Here is a 20,925-nt window from a genome sequence, read left to right as displayed (position 1 = left end):
TGTTGTTATGTTGTTTGAATACCAGCTCATTTTATTTGTTTTCTAAAATAATGGCATCTTCGTTGTGAGTTTCTTTCCAGTGAACGACTACTTTTTCTTGATTAATAGCATCTACCTGTCTTCCTCTATAATTTGGTTGAATTGGTAAATGACGACTAAAGCGTCTATCAATCAGTACTAATAATTCAATGTTTTCTGGTCTACCATAGGCTTGTAAAGCTGTTAAAGCTGCACGTACGCTTCTACCAGAATATAAAACATCATCTATAATCACTACTTTTTTATGTTCTATTAAAAAATCAATTTTAGTAGGAGTAGCTTCTAGTGGCTCATCATTTCTGCGGAAATCATCACGATAAAAAGTAATATCTAATAGGCCTAATTGTAGGTTTTTAATTCCATACTCTTGCTCAAGAATAGTTACCAAACGTTCAGCCAAATAGCTTCCTCTTGGTTGTAATCCAATTAATACTGTATTAGAAAAGTCGTTGTGATTTTCGATTAACTGACAAGCTAATCGATGCAGAATTATTTCAATTTCTTTTGAAGTAAGTAATGTTTTTCTGCTCATTTTGTCGCTATCAATATTTGTGTGATAGTTTCAAAGTTCAAAATTAACGTAAAAAAAAGTGACAGCAAAATTAAAGTTAGCGAAACATAAAACTAAATGAACAAAATTATCTTTACCTTTGCCAACTTTTATATAAGACACTGGAGTTATGATGAAATACCTTAGAAACAAGAGAATTAATGTTAAAGACGATACGTTAGCTGGTATAACTGTATCGTTAGCTATGATTCCTGAAGTCGTTGCCTTTGCATTTGTTGCTCAAATTAGTCCTATAGTAGCACTTTTTGGGGCTTTTATGATTGGAATTATTTCTGCAGTTTTTGGTGGAAGACCTGGTTTAATTTCTGGGGCTGCTGGAGCTGTTGCTGTAATTTTTGTAAACATGATTCAAGAAGGGCACGCAAAAGGGTTATTGTTTGATACGCCAGTAGAAAACATGGGGTATTTTTATTTATTAGCCGCGGTTGTTTTAATGGGAATCGTTCAAGTGTTAGCTGGAGTTTTTAAATTGGGTAAGCTAGTAAGATTAATTCCACATCCAGTAATGATGGGGTTTGTAAACGGTTTAGCTATCGTAATTTTTATGGCTCAATTAGGTATGTTTAAAGAAAATAAGAAAGATATTTTTGGACAAAACATGCGTAAAACAGTGTCGAAAGAACTTGTTTACAATATTAATAATAACTCTATAAACGATTTAGTTTCTGATAAAGTGTTGTTTACTGTTAAAGGAAACTCAATAATTAATCCAGAAACGAATAAAGAAATTTTTATAAAATCAGATACTCAAGTTTTCGATGCTCAAACAAAGAAGGTTGTTTATAATATTGAAGAAGGAGGTTTGTATTCTGTAAAAGATAAAGGAGTAGTAAAGTCGGTTTTACAAGGAACAAAATTATATACAATGGTAGGTTTGGTATTATTAACCATGCTTATTATTTGGTTGTTACCTAAAATTACGAAGAAAGCTCCAGCCGCTTTAACAGCAATTTTAATAGTAACAATTGTTAGTATCGTAGGAGGTTTACAATCAATAAATGTAGGAGATTTTATTAGAGATGGAGGAGGTGCTGGTTTAAATGGTTTCGACGAAATTTCTAAGAACTTAAATATTTTTGAACTTTGGAGTCACTTACCTTTTAATTTAGATACTTTAAAGTTTATTGCCCCCTATGCATTTTTAGCAGCTTCTGTTGGTTTAATAGAAACGTTAATGACTATGAATTTAGTTGATGAATTAACAGAATCGAGAGGAGATGGAAATAAAGAATGTATTGCACAAGGTGCAGGAAATATGTTAAGCGGAGTTTTTGGAGGTACTGGAGGTTGTGGTATGATTGGTCAAACTGTAATTAATATAAATGCTGGTGGTAAAGGACGTTTATCGGGAGTAATGATGGCGGTAACACTTTTAATATTCATTTTATTTGCCGATAAATATATAGAACAAGTTCCTATTGCAGCTTTAGTTGGAGTAATGTTTATGATGGTTATTGATACGTTTGCTTGGTCGAGCTTTAGAATAATGAATAAAATACCAAAATCTGATGCTTTTGTACTGATAATAGTATCAGCGGTAACAGTGTTTTTCGATTTGGCAATTGCAGTTTTTGTAGGTGTAATTGTTAGTGCATTGGTTTTTTCTTGGGAAAATGCAAAGAAAATTAGAGCAAGAAAGCGAATGAAAGCAGATGGTACAAAAGTTTATGAAATTTGGGGACCTTTATTCTTCGGAAGTATTACTGCATTTAACGAAAAGTTTGATGTAAAAAATGATCCAGAAAAAGTTGAAATTGATTTTGTAGAATCACGAGTTTCAGATCATTCGGCAATTGAAGCAATTTTTGCATTGGTAGAGAAATATCAAGCAGCGGAGAAAAAGGTTACTTTAAAACATTTAAGTGAAGATTGTAAAGTTTTATTGTATAAGGCAAGTCCAATTTTTAAAGATGTTATTGAAGAAGACGTAGACGATCCACGTTATCATTTAGCTGCGAATCCTGAGAAATTTCCGAAACCATTATCAGAATATACATTTTAAAAAAAAACCGCTCAATGAGCGGTTTTTTTGGTTTTAATTTTTTTGTAGCGGACTTATAATTTCTACATCACTAAAAGCTATGGCTCCTCTAATAACGCTATCAATGGTACTTTTTAATGCTTCAATTAACTGCATCTTTAATTGCGATTTATGATAAATTAAACTTACTTCTCTTGCTGGAGGAGGAGTTTCAAATTCACGCAAGAATGATTTCTCGTTCTCGTTTAAATCTAATGTGTTTAGATAGGGTAGTAATGTCATTCCTAATCCGTCTTTAGATAGTTTTATTAATGTATCAAAACTTCCGCTTTCTAATTGAAAATGCTGTTTAGAGTTTGTTTTATTTGTTCTACAAAGATTGATAACACTGTCTTTAAAACAATGTCCATCTTCAAGTAATAATATATCGTCAACTTCTAAATCATCAACTTTTATTTTTCGTTGCTCATATAGTCTATGTTCCTCAGGAATTAATCCCACAAAAGGCTCATAGTATAGTACTCGTTCTTTAATAGCTTCATTTTCTAGTGGAGTAGCAGCAATAGCAGCATCAATATGTCCGTCAGTTAATTTTCTTACAATTTCTTCAGTAGTAAGCTCTTCAATAATAAGTTTTACTTTAGGATAATTTCTATTGAAAGTTTTTAGAAACATTGGTAAAAGTGTAGGCATAATTGTAGGAATTATTCCTAATTTAAACTCACCGCCAATATATCCTTTTTGTTGATGAACGATATCTACTATTCGATTACTTTCATCTACGATAACCTTAGCTTGTTCAATTATTTTTTTACCAACTTCAGTTAATTCAATTGGTTTTTTAGAGCGGTTGAAAATCTTTGCATCTAACTCGTCTTCTAACTTTTGTATTTGCATACTTAAAGTAGGTTGAGTTACAAAACAATGTTCTGCAGCTACTGTGAAGTTTTTATATTCAGCAACCGCAAGCGTATATTTTAGTTGTGTGATGGTCATTGTATAATAATTTTCGATAAAGATATTAAAACTATCAATTACATTTATAGTTTTTTCGAGTAAAGTTGAAATAAATTTGTGTTAACAAAAAATAACATACATAAAACAATATATTATGAATACTACAGTTTTAGGATTAGATAAAGATCAAACTCAAGAATTAATTAAAGAATTAAACGTATTATTAGCAAATTTTCAAGTATATTACCAAAATGTTAGAGGTTTGCACTGGAATATAAAAGGAAGAAACTTTTTTGAGTTACATACAAAGTTTGAAGAATTTTATACAGATGCTCAAGAAAAAGTAGATTTAATAGCAGAAAGAATACTAACTTTACAAGGAGTGCCATTGCATACTTTTGAAGATTATTTAAAATCTTCTGAAGTTCCGACAGGAAAAGAAATTTCTAACGACGAAGAAGCAGTACAATTAGTGGTACAGTCTTTGAGTATATTATTAAAAATAGAACGTTCTATCCTTGAATTGTCTGATGAAGCAAATGACGAAGGAACAAATTCTATGATGAGCGATTTTATTTCTGAACAAGAAAAAACGTTATGGATGATGAATGCTTGGTTAAGCTAAGTTTAATCGTCCATTTTTAGGGGAACTATTAGCAGCGTATGCCAAACGCTGCTTTTTTTATGTAAAAAGATATTTAATTAAAATACGAATGCTCACAAAAGCAATAAGAATTGCTGTAGCTTTTTTTAATTGATAAGGAGATAAAAGTTTGTTACTAAGTCTACTACCAATTTGTCCACCAATAAAAACTACGATGAGTAAAACTGTAGTAAAACTCCAATCAATATAAAAATCAGGATTTGTGTATTGGCCAATTAATCCGCTAATTGAATTCGCCAAAATAAAAAAGCTAGCTGTAGCCGCAATTCTTTTTGGGGTATCCCACTGAGTTAAATGTAAAAGAGGAGCTAAAAAAATTCCGCCACCTATACCAACCATTCCAGAGATAAAACCAATAATTCCGCCATAAGAAGCATTCTTTTGAAGTGTTAAGCCTTGATTCGTATTTTCTTTACGAACAATTCTTTTCGACAGCCACATGGTAATTGCCGCAATTAAAAGTGTTATTCCTAATAAGATGAAGAAAAAATTCTTACTAATCCGAAGATATCCACCTAAAAAAGCAAAAGGAATACTAAAGAAAACTAAAGGTAAAACCTTTTTCCAATTATATTTTTTTTGTTGAAGATATAGCCAAACATTACCAGAAACGACTACAATATTACATAACAAAGCTGTAGAGCGAATTTGTGTAAAAGCAATACCTGTTAAGGCTAGTACTGCTAAATAACTCGATCCTCCACCAAATCCAACTGAAGAATATAAGACTGCTATCAAAAAAAATAAAATTAAAAGTAGCCAGTTATCAATAGTAAAAAAAGCTAATGAGTGCAATATCAATAGATTAATTTTTTTAGGATTCTAAAAATAGAAAAATAATTCTTTATCTTGGTAGAAAACTAAAAACTCTTAGCTATGCTCGAACAAGACAAAAAACGATATTGGAAACAAAATTTAAAATATGTAGGTGTTTTATTAAGTATATGGTTTTTGGTTTCTTTTGTTTTCGGAATTTTACTTGTCGATGAATTAAACACTATTCAAATTGGTGGATTTAAACTAGGTTTTTGGTTTGCTCAACAAGGAGCTATTTATGTTTTTGTAATCATCATTTTTGTGTATGTGTATTTGATGAATAAGTTAGATAAAAAGTTTCATTGTAACGAATAAAATTAAGCTATGAGTATTCAAGTTTGGACATGGATTTTGGTTGGAATAACCTTTTCATTATATATAGGAATTGCTATTTGGTCTAGAGCAGCATCTACAAAAGATTTTTATGTTGCAGGAGGAGGAGTTTCTCCTTTGGCAAACGGATTAGCTACTGCAGCCGATTGGATGTCTGCAGCGTCTTTCATATCTATGGCAGGAATTATTTCTTTTATGGGCTATGACGGTTCCGTTTATTTAATGGGGTGGACAGGTGGTTATGTACTTTTAGCGCTATTATTAGCACCGTATTTAAGGAAGTTTGGTAAGTTTACAGTTACCGATTTTATTGGTGATCGTTACTATTCAAATACTGCTCGTAGTGTTGCCGTTTTTTGCGCATTGCTCATATCATTTACTTATGTAGCAGGACAAATGAGAGGAGTAGGGCTTGTGTTTTCTAGGTTTTTAGAAGTGAATATAAATACAGGGGTAGTTATTGGTATGATTATCGTTTTATTCTATGCTGTTTTGGGCGGAATGAAAGGTATTACATATACACAAGTAGCACAGTATTGTGTACTGATTTTTGCTTTTATGGTACCTGCTATTTTTATATCCATTCAGATGACAGGAAATGTTTTTCCACAAGTTGGTTTTGGAGGAATGGATGAAAATGGAGTATATCTTTTAGAAAAACTAGATAAACTTCATACAGAATTAGGATTTGCTGAATACACTTCAGGAAGTAAAACAAAGCTAGATGTATTTTTTATAACAGTTTCTTTAATGGTAGGTACAGCAGGCTTGCCACACGTGATAGTTCGTTTTTTTACTGTTAAAAAAGTATCAGATGCTCGTAAATCTGCAGGTTGGGCGTTATTATTTATTGCAATTCTATATACAACAGCTCCGGCAATAGCAGTGTTTTCTAGAGTAAATCTTATTGAAACGGTTCAAAATAAAGAGTATAAACAATTACCCGAATGGTTTGCTAATTGGGAAAGAACAGGGTTAATTACTTTTACTGATAAAAACGCTGATGGAAAAGTACAATATTTAGCCAATGCAAAAAAGAATGAGTTAAAAGTAGATAGAGATATTATGGTATTGGCAAATCCCGAAATAGCGAAACTACCTAATTGGGTTGTAGCTTTGGTAGCAGCTGGAGGGTTGGCAGCTGCGTTATCTACAGCAGCTGGATTACTTTTGGTTATTTCTGCTTCAGTTTCTCATGATTTGATTAAAAAGATGATCAACCCTAACATAAGTGAAAAAGGAGAATTGATAGCTGCACGAGTATCTTCAGTAGTAGCAGTTTGTATTGCGGGCTATTTTGGTATCAATCCACCCGATTTTGTTGCCGCCACAGTTGCTTTAGCTTTCGGTTTAGCTGCGGCGTCATTTTTTCCTGCCATTGTTTTGGGTATTTTTAGTAAACGAACCAATAAAGAAGGAGTAGTTAGCGGTATGTTAGTAGGTATTTTGTTAATGCTTTTTTATATGACCAAGTTTAAGTTTGGTTGGTTTGGTGGTGGTACAAAAGAAGATTGGTGGTTAGGAATTTCTCCAGAAGGTTTTGGCACCGTTGCAATGCTCGTTAATATGGTTATTTCGCTAGTAGTTTCTCGTTTAACTGTTGCTCCACCAGAAGAAGTACAAGAATTAGTAGAGAATATTAGAATTCCTAGTAACGCAGGAAATGCTCATCAACATTAAGTATATTCATCTTAAAATAGCTTTTAATTATTTCAGAAATTTGGTTACTTTTAAACAAAAACTAACCATAACTTATGAGCACGTATCATATAAAGAATCTAGAAGAATATTTTCAAGTTTATCGTAAATCTATAAGAAATCCAGAGTTGTTTTGGGAGGAAATAGCTGAAGAGCATTTTGTTTGGAGAAAGAAATGGGATAAAGTTTTAGAATATGATTTTTCTAAACCAGCAATAAAGTGGTTTGAAGGAGCAAAATTAAATATTACTGAAAACTGTATTGATAGACATCTTCATATTAGAGGCGATAAAACGGCTATTTTATTTGAACCGAATAACCCTGATGAAGCAGTACAATATATTACTTATAAAGAATTGCATAAAAGAGTATGCAAGTTTGCCAATGTATTAAAGGAAAAAGGAATTCAAAAAGGAGATAGAGTTTGTATTTATTTACCAATGATTCCTGAGTTGGCTATTTCAGTATTAGCTTGTGCTCGAATAGGAGCTATTCATTCAGTAGTTTTTGCAGGCTTTTCATCAACAGCTTTAGCAACAAGAATAAATGATTGTGAAGCAAAAATGGTTATTACTTCCGATGGTTCTTTTAGAGGAGCAAAGACAATAGATTTAAAAGGAATAGTAGATGAAGCTCTAGAGAATTGTTCTTGTGTAGAAACTGTATTGGTTGTAAAGAGAATTCAATCAGACATTCAAATGGTTGAGAATAGAGATTGTTGGTTACAACCTTTATTAGACAAAGCTTCAGAAGTATGTGAACCAGAAATTGTAAATGCAGAAGATCCGTTATTTATATTGTATACTTCGGGCTCAACAGGAAGCCCGAAAGGAATGTTACATACCACCGGGGGTTATATGATTTACACAGCTTATACCTTTAAAAATGTATTCAATTATAAAGAAAAAGATGTATATTGGTGTACCGCAGATATTGGATGGATTACAGGGCACAGTTATATAGTGTATGGTCCTTTAGCAAACGGAGCTACTACTGTAATGTTTGAAGGTGTACCAAGTTACCCAGATTTTGGAAGGTTTTGGGAAATTGTTGAAAAACATAAAGTAACTCAGTTTTATACAGCACCAACTGCAATTAGAGCCTTAGCAAAAGAAAAATTAGATTTTGTAAATAAGTACGATTTGTCTTCTTTAAAAGTATTAGGAACAGTTGGTGAGCCTATAAATGAAGAAGCATGGCATTGGTATAATGATAATGTAGGTAAAAAGAAATCGCCAATTGTAGATACTTGGTGGCAAACAGAAACAGGAGGAATGATGATTTCTCCAATTCCGTACACTACACCAACCAAACCGACCTATGCTACTTTACCATTACCAGGAATTCAATTAGCGTTAATGGATGCTGATGGAGAAGAAGTAAAAGGAAATCAAGTAGATGGTAGATTATGTGTTAAATACCCTTGGCCATCGATGGCAAGAACCATTTGGGGTAATCATGAACGTTATAAAAATACCTATTTTTCAACTTTTGAAAATATGTATTTTACAGGAGATGGTGCTTTACGTGATGAAGTTGGTTACTACAGAATTACGGGTAGAGTAGACGATGTTGTTATTGTTTCAGGTCATAATTTAGGAACTGCCCCTATTGAAGATGCCATTAATGAACATCCTGCCGTAGCAGAAAGTGCTATTGTTGGATTTCCGCACGATATTAAAGGAAATGCGTTATATGGATATGTAATCTTAAAAGATGTAGGAGAAAGTCGTAATCATGAAAATCTAAGAAAAGAGATTAATCAAGTAATTACCGAACATATAGGTCCGATTGCTAAGTTAGATAAGATTCAGTTTACGGTTGGACTTCCAAAGACTAGATCAGGAAAAATTATGAGACGTATTTTACGTAAAATTGCTCATAATGAATTGGATAATTTAGGAGATGTTTCTACTTTATTAAACCCAGAAGTTGTTGAGAGTATTATTAATAACAGATTGTAATTTAAATAAAAAAGGATTTCTTTATAGAAATCCTTTTTCTTTGGCTGCCAAAATTAAATTACGATCATCAGAATTATCAATATCAAATATTTTAGCCATTTGCCTTTTTCTTTTTTGAATTGCAGCTAAGGATAAAGGTAAAATTAAAGGAAGTTTGTTTACCCTATTTCCAATTGATAATTCGTATAATATTTTTCTGTCTAAATCATCTAAAAAATAATCATGAGAAACCTGATTTCTCATCATTTTCGTTACTGTTTTACTATAATATGGAGGATCGATTATTACTTCTTGAATTGCCGAAACTAATTCAATCGGCGTAATATCGTTTTTAACTAAAAATCCATCAGGATTTACATTTTTAAGAATACTATGAACTCTATAGTTATCATTAAAAGTAGTAGAAACAATTATTTTAGCTTCAGGCAATTTTTCATTTATAAGTAAACCTAAATCTTCTCCTGATAAAATTTTTCCGTCATTAGAAGGAGGAAGACTAATGTCTAAGAAAATAATATCAATATTGTCGTTAGCATCGCTAAAATCTTCAATAATAGTTTGTGCTGTATCGCAATTATCGGCTACTTGAATTTGAAATTTATAATCATTTTGACTTTCAACAAAGCCAAAAGCACTTTTATATGCTTCAGATATTAGAGGATGATCATCTATTATAAGAGCATTAAACTTTTTAATTTCCATTTTTATAAAGGAATTTTAATCACCAGAGTAGTTCCTTTATTTTCTTCGGACAGTAAATCTATCGTACCTCCAATTTTTACTACTCTTGAGTTTATATTTTTTATACCAATTCCCTTTTTCTTTTTTTCTGTGTTAAAACCAATTCCGTCATCTTGTAACGTAATTTGTAATACATTTTTTTTGATTGAAGCCCCTAAAATAACATTTTTTGCCTTTGCATGCTTAATAATGTTTTGTAGCGCTTCTTGTATAATACGGTATAAATTCACTTTAGTTATTTCGGTAATGTTTTTCCAAACAATATTTTCATCAAAATTAAACTGATATTTAAAATTACCTAAAGCACTTTTGTCTTTTAGTAGTTGTTCTATAATATTGGTGAAATTTACATTAGAACTATCAAAATTATCACTTAACTTATGAGATACATCTCTAATCTCTTTTTCTATATCTTGTAATTCATCTAAAAAAGATTGATGCTTTACTTGAGTTTCTGGTTGCATTGCCATCGCTAAAAAGCCGAGGTTAACTCGAGTACCAAAGAGTTTTCCTAAAATGCTATCATGTAACTCGGCAGAAATTCTGTTACGTTCGTTTATACGTTCTTCTTCTAATTTAGCTTGCTGTTGTAGCGTTAAAACATACACTTCTTCGTTAGCTTGTTGTTGTTCTGCTTCTAAAAGGAGTTTTTCGTTACGTACTTTTTGTACACGTAAAAAGTATAATAAGCTTAAAATTAAAATACCACCAATACTGGTAACTATTATCCAAATTCGTTGCTGATTTAAACGCTTGGTTTCTGCAATATACTCATCGGTTTCAAATTCAATACGAGTAAATTTGTTTTGAGTTCTACGTTCAGCAATAACTAAACTATCGTTAAATTCGATATAACGATCAAAGTATTTTTTTTGGTTATATATATCTAAATTTGCTAATTGATTTAAACTAGCTAAATAGTCTCTTCCGTTTTTTAGTTCTTTAGCTAAAATTAAAGCTTCATTAGCATACTTTATTGCATTTATAGTATCATTTAAATACTTATAATAATTTGAAATATTCAGTTTTGAAGTTAAAATACCAGTTTTGTTTTTTAAACTATCTCTTATTGATAAAGCCTTAAAAAAGGTGTTTTTTATCTCATTAGTATCTTTTAAATATAGTTTAGCTAGAGCTTTGTTATCTATTAGTGTAGCATAATCTACTAGACTGACCTTATTTTTAAGGTCGATATTATATGTCTCAATAGCTTTTTTATACAACCCTTTTTCCAAATAGACATTTCCAATATTATTATAACTAGCTAAATAAACTTTTTCTTTATTCTCAATTTTTGAGAAATACTCTAAAGATTTGTTGAAATAAAATAAAGCTTTATCATATTCTTTAATATCTATTTGAAGTAATCCTAGGTGATTATATGCTCTATATAACCATTCATTATTTATTAATCGTTTAAAAATTTTAATTGATTGTAAGGTTTGCACTTCACTTCCAGCATAATCTCGATACAGACCTTTAATAAATGCCATGGCAAAAAGCATACGTGCCATTTTATATTCTTCTTTAATGAATTTAAAGTTTTGAAATGCTTCATTGTAGTGCTGATAAGCTTTATCATAAATCTCATCATTTTTGTAATAATAAGCATAGCTCCAATGTGTATCTGCTATTGTAAAAGTATCTTTACGTTGAATAGCCCATGTTTGAGCCTTTTTGTTAAGTTTTAAAAAATTAACAGTATCTTTTAAAATATAGAAGCGATAAGCTATTTCACTCAAATTTTTAGAATAATCTTTATCTTTTTTTAAGTGTTTTATTGCCTTAAATAAGTTAAGCTTTCTTTTTGTTAATGATAAACTTTTTTGTTTTGAAAGTTTAATCCAATGTATAATACTATCATTTTTGGTTATATCTAAACTTCTTTTTTTTGAAAAAATATTTTGGTTTAGAGAGATAAATAAAATGATAAAGAGAAAGATTTTTCTATTAAAGTAATTCAAGTTAAATGATTTTAGACAAATCTAAAAAAAAAGCCTTTAACTAATGTTAAAGGCTATAAAAGAAAATCTGTTATCCATCTTTACCAGTATCTCCGCTGTTACTTCCTGTACCTCCAGTATCTTGATTATCTGGATCATTATTGTTGTCGTTATCAGTATCTCCGTCTGTGAAACCTGTATCAATATCTCCATTAGATAATTCAGTATTTACAACATTTGGGTTTGTTACTAAATCTTCAGTTAAGTCTGTACAACTAGTAGTTAATACAAGTAATAATAATACGATTAAAGTAGTTTTTAAAGTTTTCATAATTCAATTTTTAATAATTAGACAATAGTTTTCCTTGCCGCATCTGCAGCAAATTGTTGATTGATTTAATTTTGATATTCCCTAGAATTAGGGCAATACATATCCAGCCCGAGTAAATCAGGTGGTTGGTAGAATTAGATAGGTGTTGAAAACCATATCTGTGAAGACATAACTATTAAGGCCTATGAGTTTTAGGCTTCAGGAATTCTACTTTGTCTTAAAATATTAGAAGCGTTTGCAATTTTGAAATAAAACGCTGGTTAATTGTTGTTCTAAAATACGTTCATATCTTCTTTATAGGAAGAGTATTTTAGTAAGCGTTTTGTTTGGGTGAGTAAACGTTCTTTTTCAATAAGGATGTGCAATTTTAATTTTTTCATAGTTTTCAATTTTGTCTTATTAATATAAGAAATTTTTTCCTTTTTTCCAAATTTATTAGCAACAAATAATTGTAAATTAGTTTATTAATCAAAAAATATACCAAATGCAAAAGGCATCTTGTTTTTCAAGATGCCTTTTGTTTTATATCTGTAATATTTCGATTTATTTAATCAAAATAGTTTCTATTCAAAAAACAAACATCTTTACTCACTCTATATTCAAAATCTACGCCTCTAATTGGCGATTGACTTGAAATTGTATTTAATTTTAAAAGTTTCATAATTTCTCTTTTTTAAATAATATTAATGAGTTTTTGTTATTTAATTATGGTACAAAGATATGTGTTTTTTTGTGATTTCAAAAATTTATTTTACTGAAAATCAGTTGTTTGTGTTGTTTTTGGGATGTGGGGTATCTCCCCAGAAAGTATCCAGAAAAAAGAACTAAATGCAACAGTCAACCAATCAGTTGCTTAAACGTTTTTGTACTCAATTACTATGTTGTTTTTAATTTTTCATATTTTATAAAAAAATTTAATAAAAAAAGCGTTCAAAATTTATTTTGAACGCTTTTTACCTTTTATAACTTATTTTAAATAAGTTATAAATGTCTTATATATTCATAAGGCGTTCGATTTTTATCGAAAACATCTTTGTTAGTATAAAAGTTACGCGATGAACTTTTTAATACTTTTCTATGTAAATTAATTTTCTTCATTTTATAAAGAAGCAAATATAAGAAATTTGGAAATATCTCTTTAAAAAGACCATTTTAGATAAAATTTATGCAAAAAGTAAGTCAGTGACTTACTAAAAGTAAGTCACTGACTTACCAACTTCATTTTTTTAGTACCTATTTTTGAATCGTTCAAAACAAAGCCTTAGTTAACTAAGGTCTAAAAACTTGAGTTTTTAGTCGAAGTGGGGAAAATACTATGAAAACGAAAAAGAAGGTTTTACTCTAACCAAAAGTTAAAACTAAAAAAATTAAAACGTCTTGTGGGGAGGCGTTTTTTTTATACCAAAAAATGAAAAAAAATGATGTTAGTAAACTTTATCCTTTATGTATGTTTTTTGTTAATAATGATATTGGATATTGTCTTTAGTAAAAAATAAATGTCTTGACTTTTAATACTTTAGAAATTGTTTAAGATATAATGACTTTATGTTTAGTTAATCTACATAACCTTTTTATCAAATCTTTTTAAAATAGGGGTAAGCTTTTAGTAAACTTGATATAGTTGATTTGCGGTATAAAACGTAAGAAAACTAATCACAATGAAACATTTTTTTAAAGCAAGTATACTAGCTACTTGCACATCAATTACTTTTTTAGCTTGTAAATCAGATACTGAACCTGTAAAAGGAGAAGATATTGAGTTAAAAGCACATTCTAAAACACCAAACTTTTTAAAGTTAAATTCGGCTTTTTCCAATGTAAAAGTATATCCTATTTTATCTTCCGAAGATAGATTAGTGAATACGCCTAACTTCATCTATGGTTCAATGGCAGATGGAGCAGGTTTGATTAGAAACACAGACGGTTCTTTTAATTTAATAAATAATATTGAAGCAGATTATTCAATTGCCAGAATAAAGTTTGACAAAACATTTAAGCCAGTTGAAGGAGAGTATATTTTAAATGCTAATGCTACTGCAAAAACTGCCCAATGTTCAGGGTCATTAATTACTCCAGAAGAGCATGGTTTTGGACCATTATATCTTTCTGGAGGAGAATGGGGAGGATCATCTAAAGGAGTTTTTGTTACCGATCCAACTAAGAGTGCTTCTGCAGCAGGAGCAGCTCAAATGTTAACAGCATTAGGGCAATGGTCTACAGAAAATGCTGTTGCCATTGGTAAAGATGCATACCCAAATAAAACAGTAGTTTTTATTGGAGATGATCATTCTGACAATAGTGTACCTTCTGGGCAATTAGGAATGTATGTAGGAAATAGAGGAGACTTAAATAGCGGTAAATTATATGGGCTTAAAGTTACCGACGCAGGTATAACGTATGAAGTTGATATGAAAGAAGGACAAACATATAATGCTTCTTTTGTTGAATTAACTGAAAAAAACATCGATTTATTAGACGCAGAAGCTAAACAAAAAGGTGTTATGGGTTTCTCCCGTTTAGAAGATATTGATTGGAGAAGAGGATCAGCAAAAAATAACAGAGAGATTTATTTTTGTGTTACAGGTCGTAAAAAAGATGGTTTAAAAGGAAAAGGAACTATTTACGGGCGTATTTATAAGGTAGTGTTAAACGATAACGATCCTACTGGGGCTGCTAAAATAACTTGTGTGTTAGATGGAGACTTAACTTCAGGTAAAGCAAAGGCTTTCCATAGTCCTGATAATATTTTAGTAACAGAAAATTATGCTTACATTCAAGAAGATCCAAATGGATATTTTGATGGAGAAAAAAATCATGCAGCACGTTTGTATCAGTATAATTTAAATACTGGAGCTTTAAAAGAAGTTTTAGAGTGTGATCAAGTTACAGCTTCAGCAAAAGGTTACGGAAAACCTTTCAACCAAAAAGCTTGGGAAATTACAGGGATGATTGATATTTCTGAAACAACAGGAGTAGCTAAAACATTTTTGTTAATTACACAAAACCATGGTTGGGAACCAGCAGATGGAAGTGCATTTACAGATCCAAAGGCTAATCCTGCTGCAGATTCAAGAAAAGAAGGTAGTATGTTGTATGTTATTCAAGGTTTAGATAGATAATGAAAAAACAAACTAGTTTTTTTAAAAAGGCACATGTAATCATGTGTCTTTTTGCCATTGTATTATGTAGCTGTAAAAACACATCATCTTCTCATTATTTACCCAAAACTAAAGACTATGTAGTCGCGCTAGAAAATGATTATAAACAAGGATTGGAAGCTACTATTAATTATTTAGATAGTTTAAAAGACTCCTCTAACCAAAGAATTTTTTGGTACAAAAAAGCAAGAAAACAATTTAAAAAGATAGAACCAGTATTGGCATTTACAGATAGCGATAATTATAAATCGTTAAATGCCCCTAACCTGTTGAAAATCGAAGAAGAAGATGCAACAGATATTAAGATAAATAAACCTTTCGGATTTCAAGTAATAGAAGAAATGTTGTTAGATGATGAGGTATCTAAATTAGATTTTAACGAAACAGTCTCAGCTACACAAAAAAGGTTAGAATTAATTCTACAAAATTCAAAACTCTATTTAAAAGATTATCATGTGTTGTGGTTAATTAGAGATCAAATTGCACGAACTGCATTAACTGGAATTACAGGATTTGATTCACCAGTTTTTGAACAATCTATAGAAGAAGCTCAAATTGTATATAAGAGCTTGATTAAGCTTATAAAAAATTACAGAGAAAAGTTCAATAATATTGAACTGTACAAAGAATGGTTAAAAGAGTTGGATTCAAGTGTAAATGACTTACAAGGAAATTTTAATGATTTTAATAGGTACGAGTTTATCAAAAAGCATGCTCATCCCCAGTTAAAATTGCTACAGAAAACTATAAAAGATTGGCAAGTTCAATTTCCATTGGAGTTGGCATTTAAGAATAATATGACATCCTTATTTTCAAAAGAAACATTTAACATCAATTACTTTTCAGATTATAAAATGAAGAAGGATAGTTTGTTCAAAGAAAAGATTTCGTTAGGAAAGCAGTTGTTTAATGATAAGCGTTTATCAAAAAATGAAACAATGAGTTGTGCTACTTGTCATATTAAAGAATTAGCTTTTACTGATGGAAAAACTACTTTTGATAAACAAACAAGAAATACACCAACATTAAGTTATGTAGCATTACAAAAAAGCTTTTTTCATGATGGTAGAGCAGGAAGTTTAGAAGGTCAAATTGTAGGTGTAGTTGAGAATAAAAATGAGTTTCATTCCGATTTAAAAAATCTAACCGAAAAAATAAAAAAGGATAGTATTTACAGTCAACTAATAAAAAGCTTGTACGGAAAGGTAAACGATATGGTTATTAGAAATTCCATTGCAGATTATATGAGAACACTAGGAGAATTTAACTCTAAGTTTGATAAGAATATAAACGGGCAGGAAAAGACCTTATCTAAAGCAGAAATTAAAGGTTTCAATTTGTTTATGGGAAAAGCAAAATGTGCTACCTGTCATTTTCCACCAGTATTTAATGGTACTGTACCGCCAGCTTTTAAAGATTCAGAATTAGAATCTATTGGAGTGCCTAATTTACAAGAAGATAATTTAGATGAAGATTTAGGGCGTTATCATGTATTTAATACTAATGAGAGAATGTACTTTTTTAAAACTCCTACTATTAGGAATATTGCTAAAACAGCGCCATATATGCACAATGGAGTATATAAAAGTTTAAACCAAGTAATGGATTTTTATAATAAAGGAGGGGGAGAAGGTCTTGGATTTAAGGTTCCTAATCAAACTTTACCAGCTGATAAATTGGAACTTTCTAAAGAAGAAATACAATCGTTAATTGCTTTTATGGAAAGTTTAACCGATGAAGATTAATCAAGTTTAAAAATTCTTGTAATTTTAAACTGTTGTTACGACCAAGTAAAGTAAATCAAATAACAACAATGAAAAAACTAATCATTTTAATCACATTAACAGTCTTTGCGTTTTCATGTAAAAAAGAAAAAAGTAAGGAACAACCACAACAAAATCAAGAAGTAACTAAGCAAGTTAAAGAAGATAAGTTTCCTAAAGAGTTAGGAAAAGTATTTGAAAAACATGGAGGCCTTAAAAATTGGAGAGAAGCTAAAACGTTATCTTTTAAAATTAATGGAGAAGATCATACAACAGATTTACACTCAAGAAAATCTGCTGTGAATGCTGAAAATTACTCTTTAGGATTTGATGGTAAAAATGTATGGTTGCATCAAAAAGATTCTATGGCCTTTAAAGGAAATCCTGAATTTTATCATAATTTATACTTCTATTTTTATGCAATGCCATTTGTATTGGCTGATGATGGAATTGTGTATTCAGAAACGAAACCTTTAGACTTTGAAGGAGTATCGTATCCTGGAGTTAAAATTTCATACGAAGCAAATGTAGGTGTATCTCCAGATGATAATTATTATGTATATTTTGATCCGAATAAAAATCAAATGGCTTGGTTAGGTTATACAGTTACGTATTTTTCAAAAAAGCCGTCTGAAAAATTTAATATCATTCGTTACAATGATTGGGAAAACGTTAACGGTTTCTTATTACCAAAATCTATAACTTGGTTCAAAAAAGACGAAGAAGGAAAACCTTTAGAACCAGCAAGAGACCCAATAGTGTTTTCTGATGGTTTGATTAGTCAAGCTCCTTTAGCAGATAGTTTTTTTGAAAAACCAAAACAATAATAAATCAACAAACTAAACCTTTTAAAAGATGAAACCTCAAAAGTATATATGGAAAAAAGAGTACGGTATGGTGCTGTTAGCAAACTTGGTGTATATTGTACTTTTTTATGTAATAACTAACCTATATACTAACTAAAATTATGCAATTATTAGATTGGGGTGTACTTTCTGCTACACTGTTATTTATTGTTTTATACGGAGTATGGAAAACAAGAGGAAGTAACAATGTAGATGACTATATAAAAGGTGGAAATGAAACAAAGTGGTGGACTATAGGGTTGTCGGTAATGGCGACACAAGCTAGTGCCATCACTTTTTTGTCTACTCCAGGACAAGCCTTTCATAGCGGAATGGGCTTTGTTCAATTTTACTTCGGATTGCCTATTGCCATGGTAATTATTTGTTTGGTTTTTATTCCTATTTATCATAAACTGAAAGTATATACAGCTTATGAATATTTAGAAGGAAGATTCGATCAGAAAACAAGAACCCTAACAGCAATTTTATTTTTAATTCAACGTGGATTAGCAGCAGGAATTACCATTTTTGCGCCTGCTATAATCTTATCAGCTGTATTAGGTTGGAATCTTATTACGCTTAATATTGTTATTGGTGTGTTGGTAATTATATATACAGTATCAGGTGGTACAAAAGCCGTTAGTGTTACGCAAAAACAGCAAATGGCAGTGATTTTTGCAGGTATGTTTATAGCATTCTACTTAATTCTTCAATATTTACCTGATGGAATTACCTTTTCTAAAGCATTGGAAATTGCTGGCGCTTCAAATAAAATGAAAGTATTAGATTTCTCGTGGGATTTAAATAACCGTTATACAGTTTGGACAGGAATTTTAGGAGGTACATTTTTAATGTTGTCGTATTTCGGAACTGATCAAAGTCAGGTACAGCGTTATTTATCAGGAAAATCTGCAAGAGAAAGTCAGTTGGGTTTAATTTTTAATGGATTGTTAAAAGTTCCTATGCAGTTTTTTATATTGTTGGTAGGAGTAATGGTATTTGTGTTTTATCAATTTAATGCATCACCTTTAAATTTTAATCCAAAAGCAGGTGAAGCGATTGCAAATTCTAATCAAGAAACAATTGCTGAATATGTTAAGTTAGAAGAAAAACATCGTTTTATTGAAGAACGTAAAAAAGCTTTGATATACGAAGGATTGACGGATGAAAATGTAACTAAACTTCAACAGTTTAATGAAGAGGATAAAGAACTAAAAGAACAAGCCAAAGCTATTATTATAAAAGCTGATGATCAAGTTGAAACTAACGATAAAGATTATGTTTTCATTCATTTTATATTGAACAACTTACCTAAAGGTTTAATAGGGTTATTATTAGCAGTTATCTTATCGGCAGCCATGTCTTCAACAGCTTCAGAGTTAAATGCACTGGCAAGTACTACTGCGATTGATTTATATAAGAGAAATGTAATCAAAGAACATAGTGAGGCTCATTATGTAAAAATGTCTAAATGGTTTACTTTAGGTTGGGGAGTTTTAGCAATTTTGGTGGCATGTGTAGCCAATTTGTTTGACAACTTAATCCAATTAGTAAATATTATAGGTTCTATTTTCTATGGAAATGTTTTAGGAATCTTCCTATTAGCCTTTTTCTTTAAGTTTATTAGAGGAAATGCTGTTTTTATTGCAGCTATAATTACTCAGTTATTAATCATATATGTTTGGTATGTAGATTGGCTTCCTTATTTATGGCTTAATGCTTTAGGGTGCGGATTAGTAATTGCTATTGCATGTATCTTGCAAGTTGTTATAAGAGATAATCAAAGTGAAACAAATAGCTAAATTCATATCTAGAATTATATTAATTTTAGGAGCATTTCTTTTATTTTTTATGTGGTTTGATATGCCAACTACTAATAAAAAAATGGTAGGAGTATATGTAAATAAAAATTTTCAAAATAAAATTTGCTGTATTGAAACTCCACATATTCCAGATACTTTACGATTGTTTAAAGATGGAAGCTTTTTTAGTAAGTTTTATGGTAAAGGAAAATGGAAAGTAAATAACAGATTTGATAGAATTGAGTTTATACTTAATTCAAAACAAGTTTCAATTTATACTCACATTTCTAATAAGCTGTTTGAAAGAAAGAAAATAATGATGAATGAAAATACAAATCATCATTATGAAAAAATAGAATAATAAAAACCTCGCAATCAATTTTGATTGCAAGGTTTTTATTTATTAAAGAGAAGTTCTATTATAAAGTTTTTAATAAATCTTCGTTCTTTTTAATATAAGCATCGTATTTAGCTTTTTTAGCTAACTCTAAAGAGCGCATTGCTGCTTTTTTAGCCATTTTCTTATCTCCTGCTTTTTTGTGGATTAAAGCTTGTTGGTGAATGTACCAAAAACGAGGTTCAGCATTTGTCATTTCAACAGCTTTGTCAATCCAAGTTTTAGCTTTGTTAATGTCTTTGTTGTTGTTTAAGTAGTAAACAGCAGCGTCGAAATAATCGTTAGCTCCAGGACCAGACATAACTTTAGCAATGCTTTTTTCAACACCTTTATCTGTAGGAGTATTAAATTTTAATCCAACATAAGAATTTTCCCATAACATTCCTAATACTGCTGAGTCATCTTTAACATCATCAACGGTAATCGTAAATGTTTCGATAGGCATTGGCATTTTAGAAACTTTAGCAGTTGCCTTAGCAGCTACTTTAGAATCGTCCCATTTTCTTGGAGTCCCCCAGTTGTTAGCATCTGAGTAAAACATAACTTCCCAAGTATCTTTTCCTGGTTTAGTATATAAAGCATAGGTTCCTTTTTTTAACTTTTTTCCATCAATCATAACATCTTCACTAAATGTAACTTTAGTGTTTTGGTTAGCTCCAGTTCTCCAAACTTTATCAAAAGGAACTAAATCACCAAAGATTTTTCTTCCTTTCATTCCAGGACGAGAATATTCAACTGTAACGTCAGTTAATCCTACCTTTTGTTCTAATTTAGAAGATGGACTTGGAGCTGGAGTTTTTACTTGCGCATTAGTTGAAAATGCTAAAGCTGCAACGAATAAGCTTAAAACTATTTTTTTCATAATGATTAGTTTGTTTAAAATTTAGGTTGTTAAAATTACAATGAAAATAATGGATTAATG

Annotated in this window: 17 protein-coding genes; 10 read left to right on the top strand and 7 right to left on the bottom strand. The window is 30.5% G+C overall.

Going from position 1 to position 20,925, the window contains the following annotated elements; genetic code table 11:
* Positions 1-31 precede the first annotated feature (31 nt).
* Complete coding sequence (pyrR, locus tag WH52_RS05345) at positions 32-571, bottom strand: bifunctional pyr operon transcriptional regulator/uracil phosphoribosyltransferase PyrR (RefSeq protein ID WP_086029920.1); 540 nt, start codon at positions 569-571, stop codon at positions 32-34.
* 148 nt (positions 572-719) lie between these two features.
* Here pyrR and WH52_RS05340 point away from each other — a divergent pair, with 148 nt between their 5' ends.
* On the top strand, positions 720-2,612 hold the full coding sequence (locus tag WH52_RS05340) for a SulP family inorganic anion transporter (protein ID WP_143592073.1): 1,893 nt from the start codon (positions 720-722) through the stop codon (positions 2,610-2,612).
* A 33-nt stretch (positions 2,613-2,645) separates the two neighbouring features.
* Here the strand turns inward: WH52_RS05340 and WH52_RS05335 are convergent, their stop codons facing one another.
* Complete coding sequence (locus tag WH52_RS05335) at positions 2,646-3,587, bottom strand: hydrogen peroxide-inducible genes activator (protein WP_086029918.1); 942 nt, start codon at positions 3,585-3,587, stop codon at positions 2,646-2,648.
* 115 nt (positions 3,588-3,702) lie between these two features.
* Here WH52_RS05335 and WH52_RS05330 point away from each other — a divergent pair, with 115 nt between their 5' ends.
* Positions 3,703-4,173, top strand: a complete 471-nt coding sequence (locus WH52_RS05330; RefSeq protein WP_086029917.1) for a Dps family protein — start codon at positions 3,703-3,705, stop codon at positions 4,171-4,173.
* Positions 4,174-4,230: 57 nt separating this feature from the next.
* Here WH52_RS05330 and WH52_RS05325 read toward each other — a convergent pair whose 3' ends face one another.
* Positions 4,231-5,007: a sulfite exporter TauE/SafE family protein gene (locus WH52_RS05325; RefSeq protein WP_317041841.1), complete on the bottom strand. Its 777-nt coding sequence runs from the start codon at positions 5,005-5,007 to the stop codon at positions 4,231-4,233.
* Positions 5,008-5,088: 81 nt separating this feature from the next.
* Here WH52_RS05325 and WH52_RS05320 point away from each other — a divergent pair, with 81 nt between their 5' ends.
* The 3 genes from WH52_RS05320 to acs all read left to right on the top strand — a co-directional run bounded on the left by WH52_RS05320 (position 5,089) and on the right by acs (position 9,023).
* The gene (locus WH52_RS05320) at positions 5,089-5,343 is read left to right on the top strand and encodes a DUF4212 domain-containing protein (protein WP_086029916.1); all 255 of its coding nucleotides are present in this window, start codon (positions 5,089-5,091) and stop codon (positions 5,341-5,343) included.
* Positions 5,344-5,352: 9 nt separating this feature from the next.
* Positions 5,353-7,041, top strand: coding sequence for a sodium:solute symporter family protein (locus WH52_RS05315; RefSeq protein WP_086029915.1), 1,689 nt, complete (start codon positions 5,353-5,355; stop codon positions 7,039-7,041).
* Positions 7,042-7,115: 74 nt separating this feature from the next.
* Positions 7,116-9,023, top strand: coding sequence for an acetate--CoA ligase (acs, locus tag WH52_RS05310; protein ID WP_086029914.1), 1,908 nt, complete (start codon positions 7,116-7,118; stop codon positions 9,021-9,023).
* A 21-nt stretch (positions 9,024-9,044) separates the two neighbouring features.
* Here acs and WH52_RS05305 read toward each other — a convergent pair whose 3' ends face one another.
* The 3 genes from WH52_RS05305 to WH52_RS05295 form a co-directional block, all read right to left on the bottom strand.
* On the bottom strand, positions 9,045-9,725 hold the full coding sequence (locus WH52_RS05305; RefSeq protein WP_086029913.1) for a response regulator: 681 nt from the start codon (positions 9,723-9,725) through the stop codon (positions 9,045-9,047).
* 2 nt (positions 9,726-9,727) lie between these two features.
* Positions 9,728-11,506, bottom strand: coding sequence for a tetratricopeptide repeat-containing sensor histidine kinase (locus WH52_RS05300; protein WP_143592070.1), 1,779 nt, complete (start codon positions 11,504-11,506; stop codon positions 9,728-9,730).
* A gap of 292 nt (positions 11,507-11,798) precedes the next feature.
* Positions 11,799-12,038 carry a hypothetical protein gene (locus WH52_RS05295; protein ID WP_086029911.1) on the bottom strand — a complete coding sequence of 80 codons (240 nt, stop codon included), beginning with the start codon at positions 12,036-12,038 and terminating at the stop codon, positions 11,799-11,801.
* Positions 12,039-13,696: 1,658 nt separating this feature from the next.
* Between WH52_RS05295 and WH52_RS05290 the strand changes: the two genes are divergently transcribed.
* The 5 genes from WH52_RS05290 to WH52_RS05270 all read left to right on the top strand — a co-directional run bounded on the left by WH52_RS05290 (position 13,697) and on the right by WH52_RS05270 (position 19,967).
* Positions 13,697-15,157: an alkaline phosphatase PhoX gene (locus WH52_RS05290; protein WP_086029910.1), complete on the top strand. Its 1,461-nt coding sequence runs from the start codon at positions 13,697-13,699 to the stop codon at positions 15,155-15,157.
* A complete protein-coding gene (locus WH52_RS05285) occupies positions 15,157-16,941 on the top strand; it encodes a cytochrome-c peroxidase (protein WP_086029909.1) in 1,785 nt (594 codons plus the stop codon). Before WH52_RS05290 ends, WH52_RS05285 begins: the two co-directional genes overlap by 1 nt.
* Positions 16,942-17,009: 68 nt before the next feature.
* Positions 17,010-17,786 (top strand): DUF6503 family protein, encoded by a 777-nt coding sequence (locus WH52_RS05280; protein ID WP_086029908.1) that lies wholly within the window; start codon positions 17,010-17,012, stop codon positions 17,784-17,786.
* 140 nt (positions 17,787-17,926) lie between these two features.
* Complete coding sequence (locus WH52_RS05275; protein WP_086029907.1) at positions 17,927-19,606, top strand: sodium:solute symporter; 1,680 nt, start codon at positions 17,927-17,929, stop codon at positions 19,604-19,606.
* A complete protein-coding gene (locus WH52_RS05270) occupies positions 19,590-19,967 on the top strand; it encodes a hypothetical protein (protein ID WP_086029906.1) in 378 nt (125 codons plus the stop codon). The genes WH52_RS05275 and WH52_RS05270 overlap by 17 nt, the downstream gene beginning before the upstream one ends.
* Before the next feature lie 58 nt (positions 19,968-20,025).
* On the opposite strand, the gene WH52_RS05265 is transcribed toward WH52_RS05270, so the two are convergent.
* Positions 20,026-20,865 carry a DUF2911 domain-containing protein gene (locus WH52_RS05265; protein WP_086029905.1) on the bottom strand — a complete coding sequence of 280 codons (840 nt, stop codon included), beginning with the start codon at positions 20,863-20,865 and terminating at the stop codon, positions 20,026-20,028.
* Positions 20,866-20,925: the final 60 nt, after the last annotated feature.

The organism is Tenacibaculum holothuriorum (assembly GCF_002120225.1).
In the GTDB taxonomy this organism is placed as follows: Bacteria; Bacteroidota; Bacteroidia; order Flavobacteriales; family Flavobacteriaceae; genus Polaribacter; species Polaribacter holothuriorum.
Note: the sequence above shows the minus strand (reverse complement) of the source record. Positions and strands in the feature narration are given on the sequence as shown.

Coding starts and splice junctions, on each gene's coding strand:
- WH52_RS05265 (WP_086029905.1), bottom strand. CDS start 20,865: ATGAAAAAAATAGTTTTAAGCTTATTCGTTGCAGCTTTAGCATTTTCA.
- WH52_RS05315 (WP_086029915.1), top strand. CDS start 5,353: ATGAGTATTCAAGTTTGGACATGGATTTTGGTTGGAATAACCTTTTCA.
- WH52_RS05275 (WP_086029907.1), top strand. CDS start 17,927: ATGCAATTATTAGATTGGGGTGTACTTTCTGCTACACTGTTATTTATT.
- acs (WP_086029914.1), top strand. CDS start 7,116: ATGAGCACGTATCATATAAAGAATCTAGAAGAATATTTTCAAGTTTAT.
- WH52_RS05320 (WP_086029916.1), top strand. CDS start 5,089: ATGCTCGAACAAGACAAAAAACGATATTGGAAACAAAATTTAAAATAT.
- WH52_RS05305 (WP_086029913.1), bottom strand. CDS start 9,725: ATGGAAATTAAAAAGTTTAATGCTCTTATAATAGATGATCATCCTCTA.
- WH52_RS05340 (WP_143592073.1), top strand. CDS start 720: ATGATGAAATACCTTAGAAACAAGAGAATTAATGTTAAAGACGATACG.
- WH52_RS05290 (WP_086029910.1), top strand. CDS start 13,697: ATGAAACATTTTTTTAAAGCAAGTATACTAGCTACTTGCACATCAATT.
- pyrR (WP_086029920.1), bottom strand. CDS start 571: ATGAGCAGAAAAACATTACTTACTTCAAAAGAAATTGAAATAATTCTG.
- WH52_RS05295 (WP_086029911.1), bottom strand. CDS start 12,038: ATGAAAACTTTAAAAACTACTTTAATCGTATTATTATTACTTGTATTA.
- WH52_RS05280 (WP_086029908.1), top strand. CDS start 17,010: ATGAAAAAACTAATCATTTTAATCACATTAACAGTCTTTGCGTTTTCA.
- WH52_RS05285 (WP_086029909.1), top strand. CDS start 15,157: ATGAAAAAACAAACTAGTTTTTTTAAAAAGGCACATGTAATCATGTGT.
- WH52_RS05330 (WP_086029917.1), top strand. CDS start 3,703: ATGAATACTACAGTTTTAGGATTAGATAAAGATCAAACTCAAGAATTA.
- WH52_RS05335 (WP_086029918.1), bottom strand. CDS start 3,587: ATGACCATCACACAACTAAAATATACGCTTGCGGTTGCTGAATATAAA.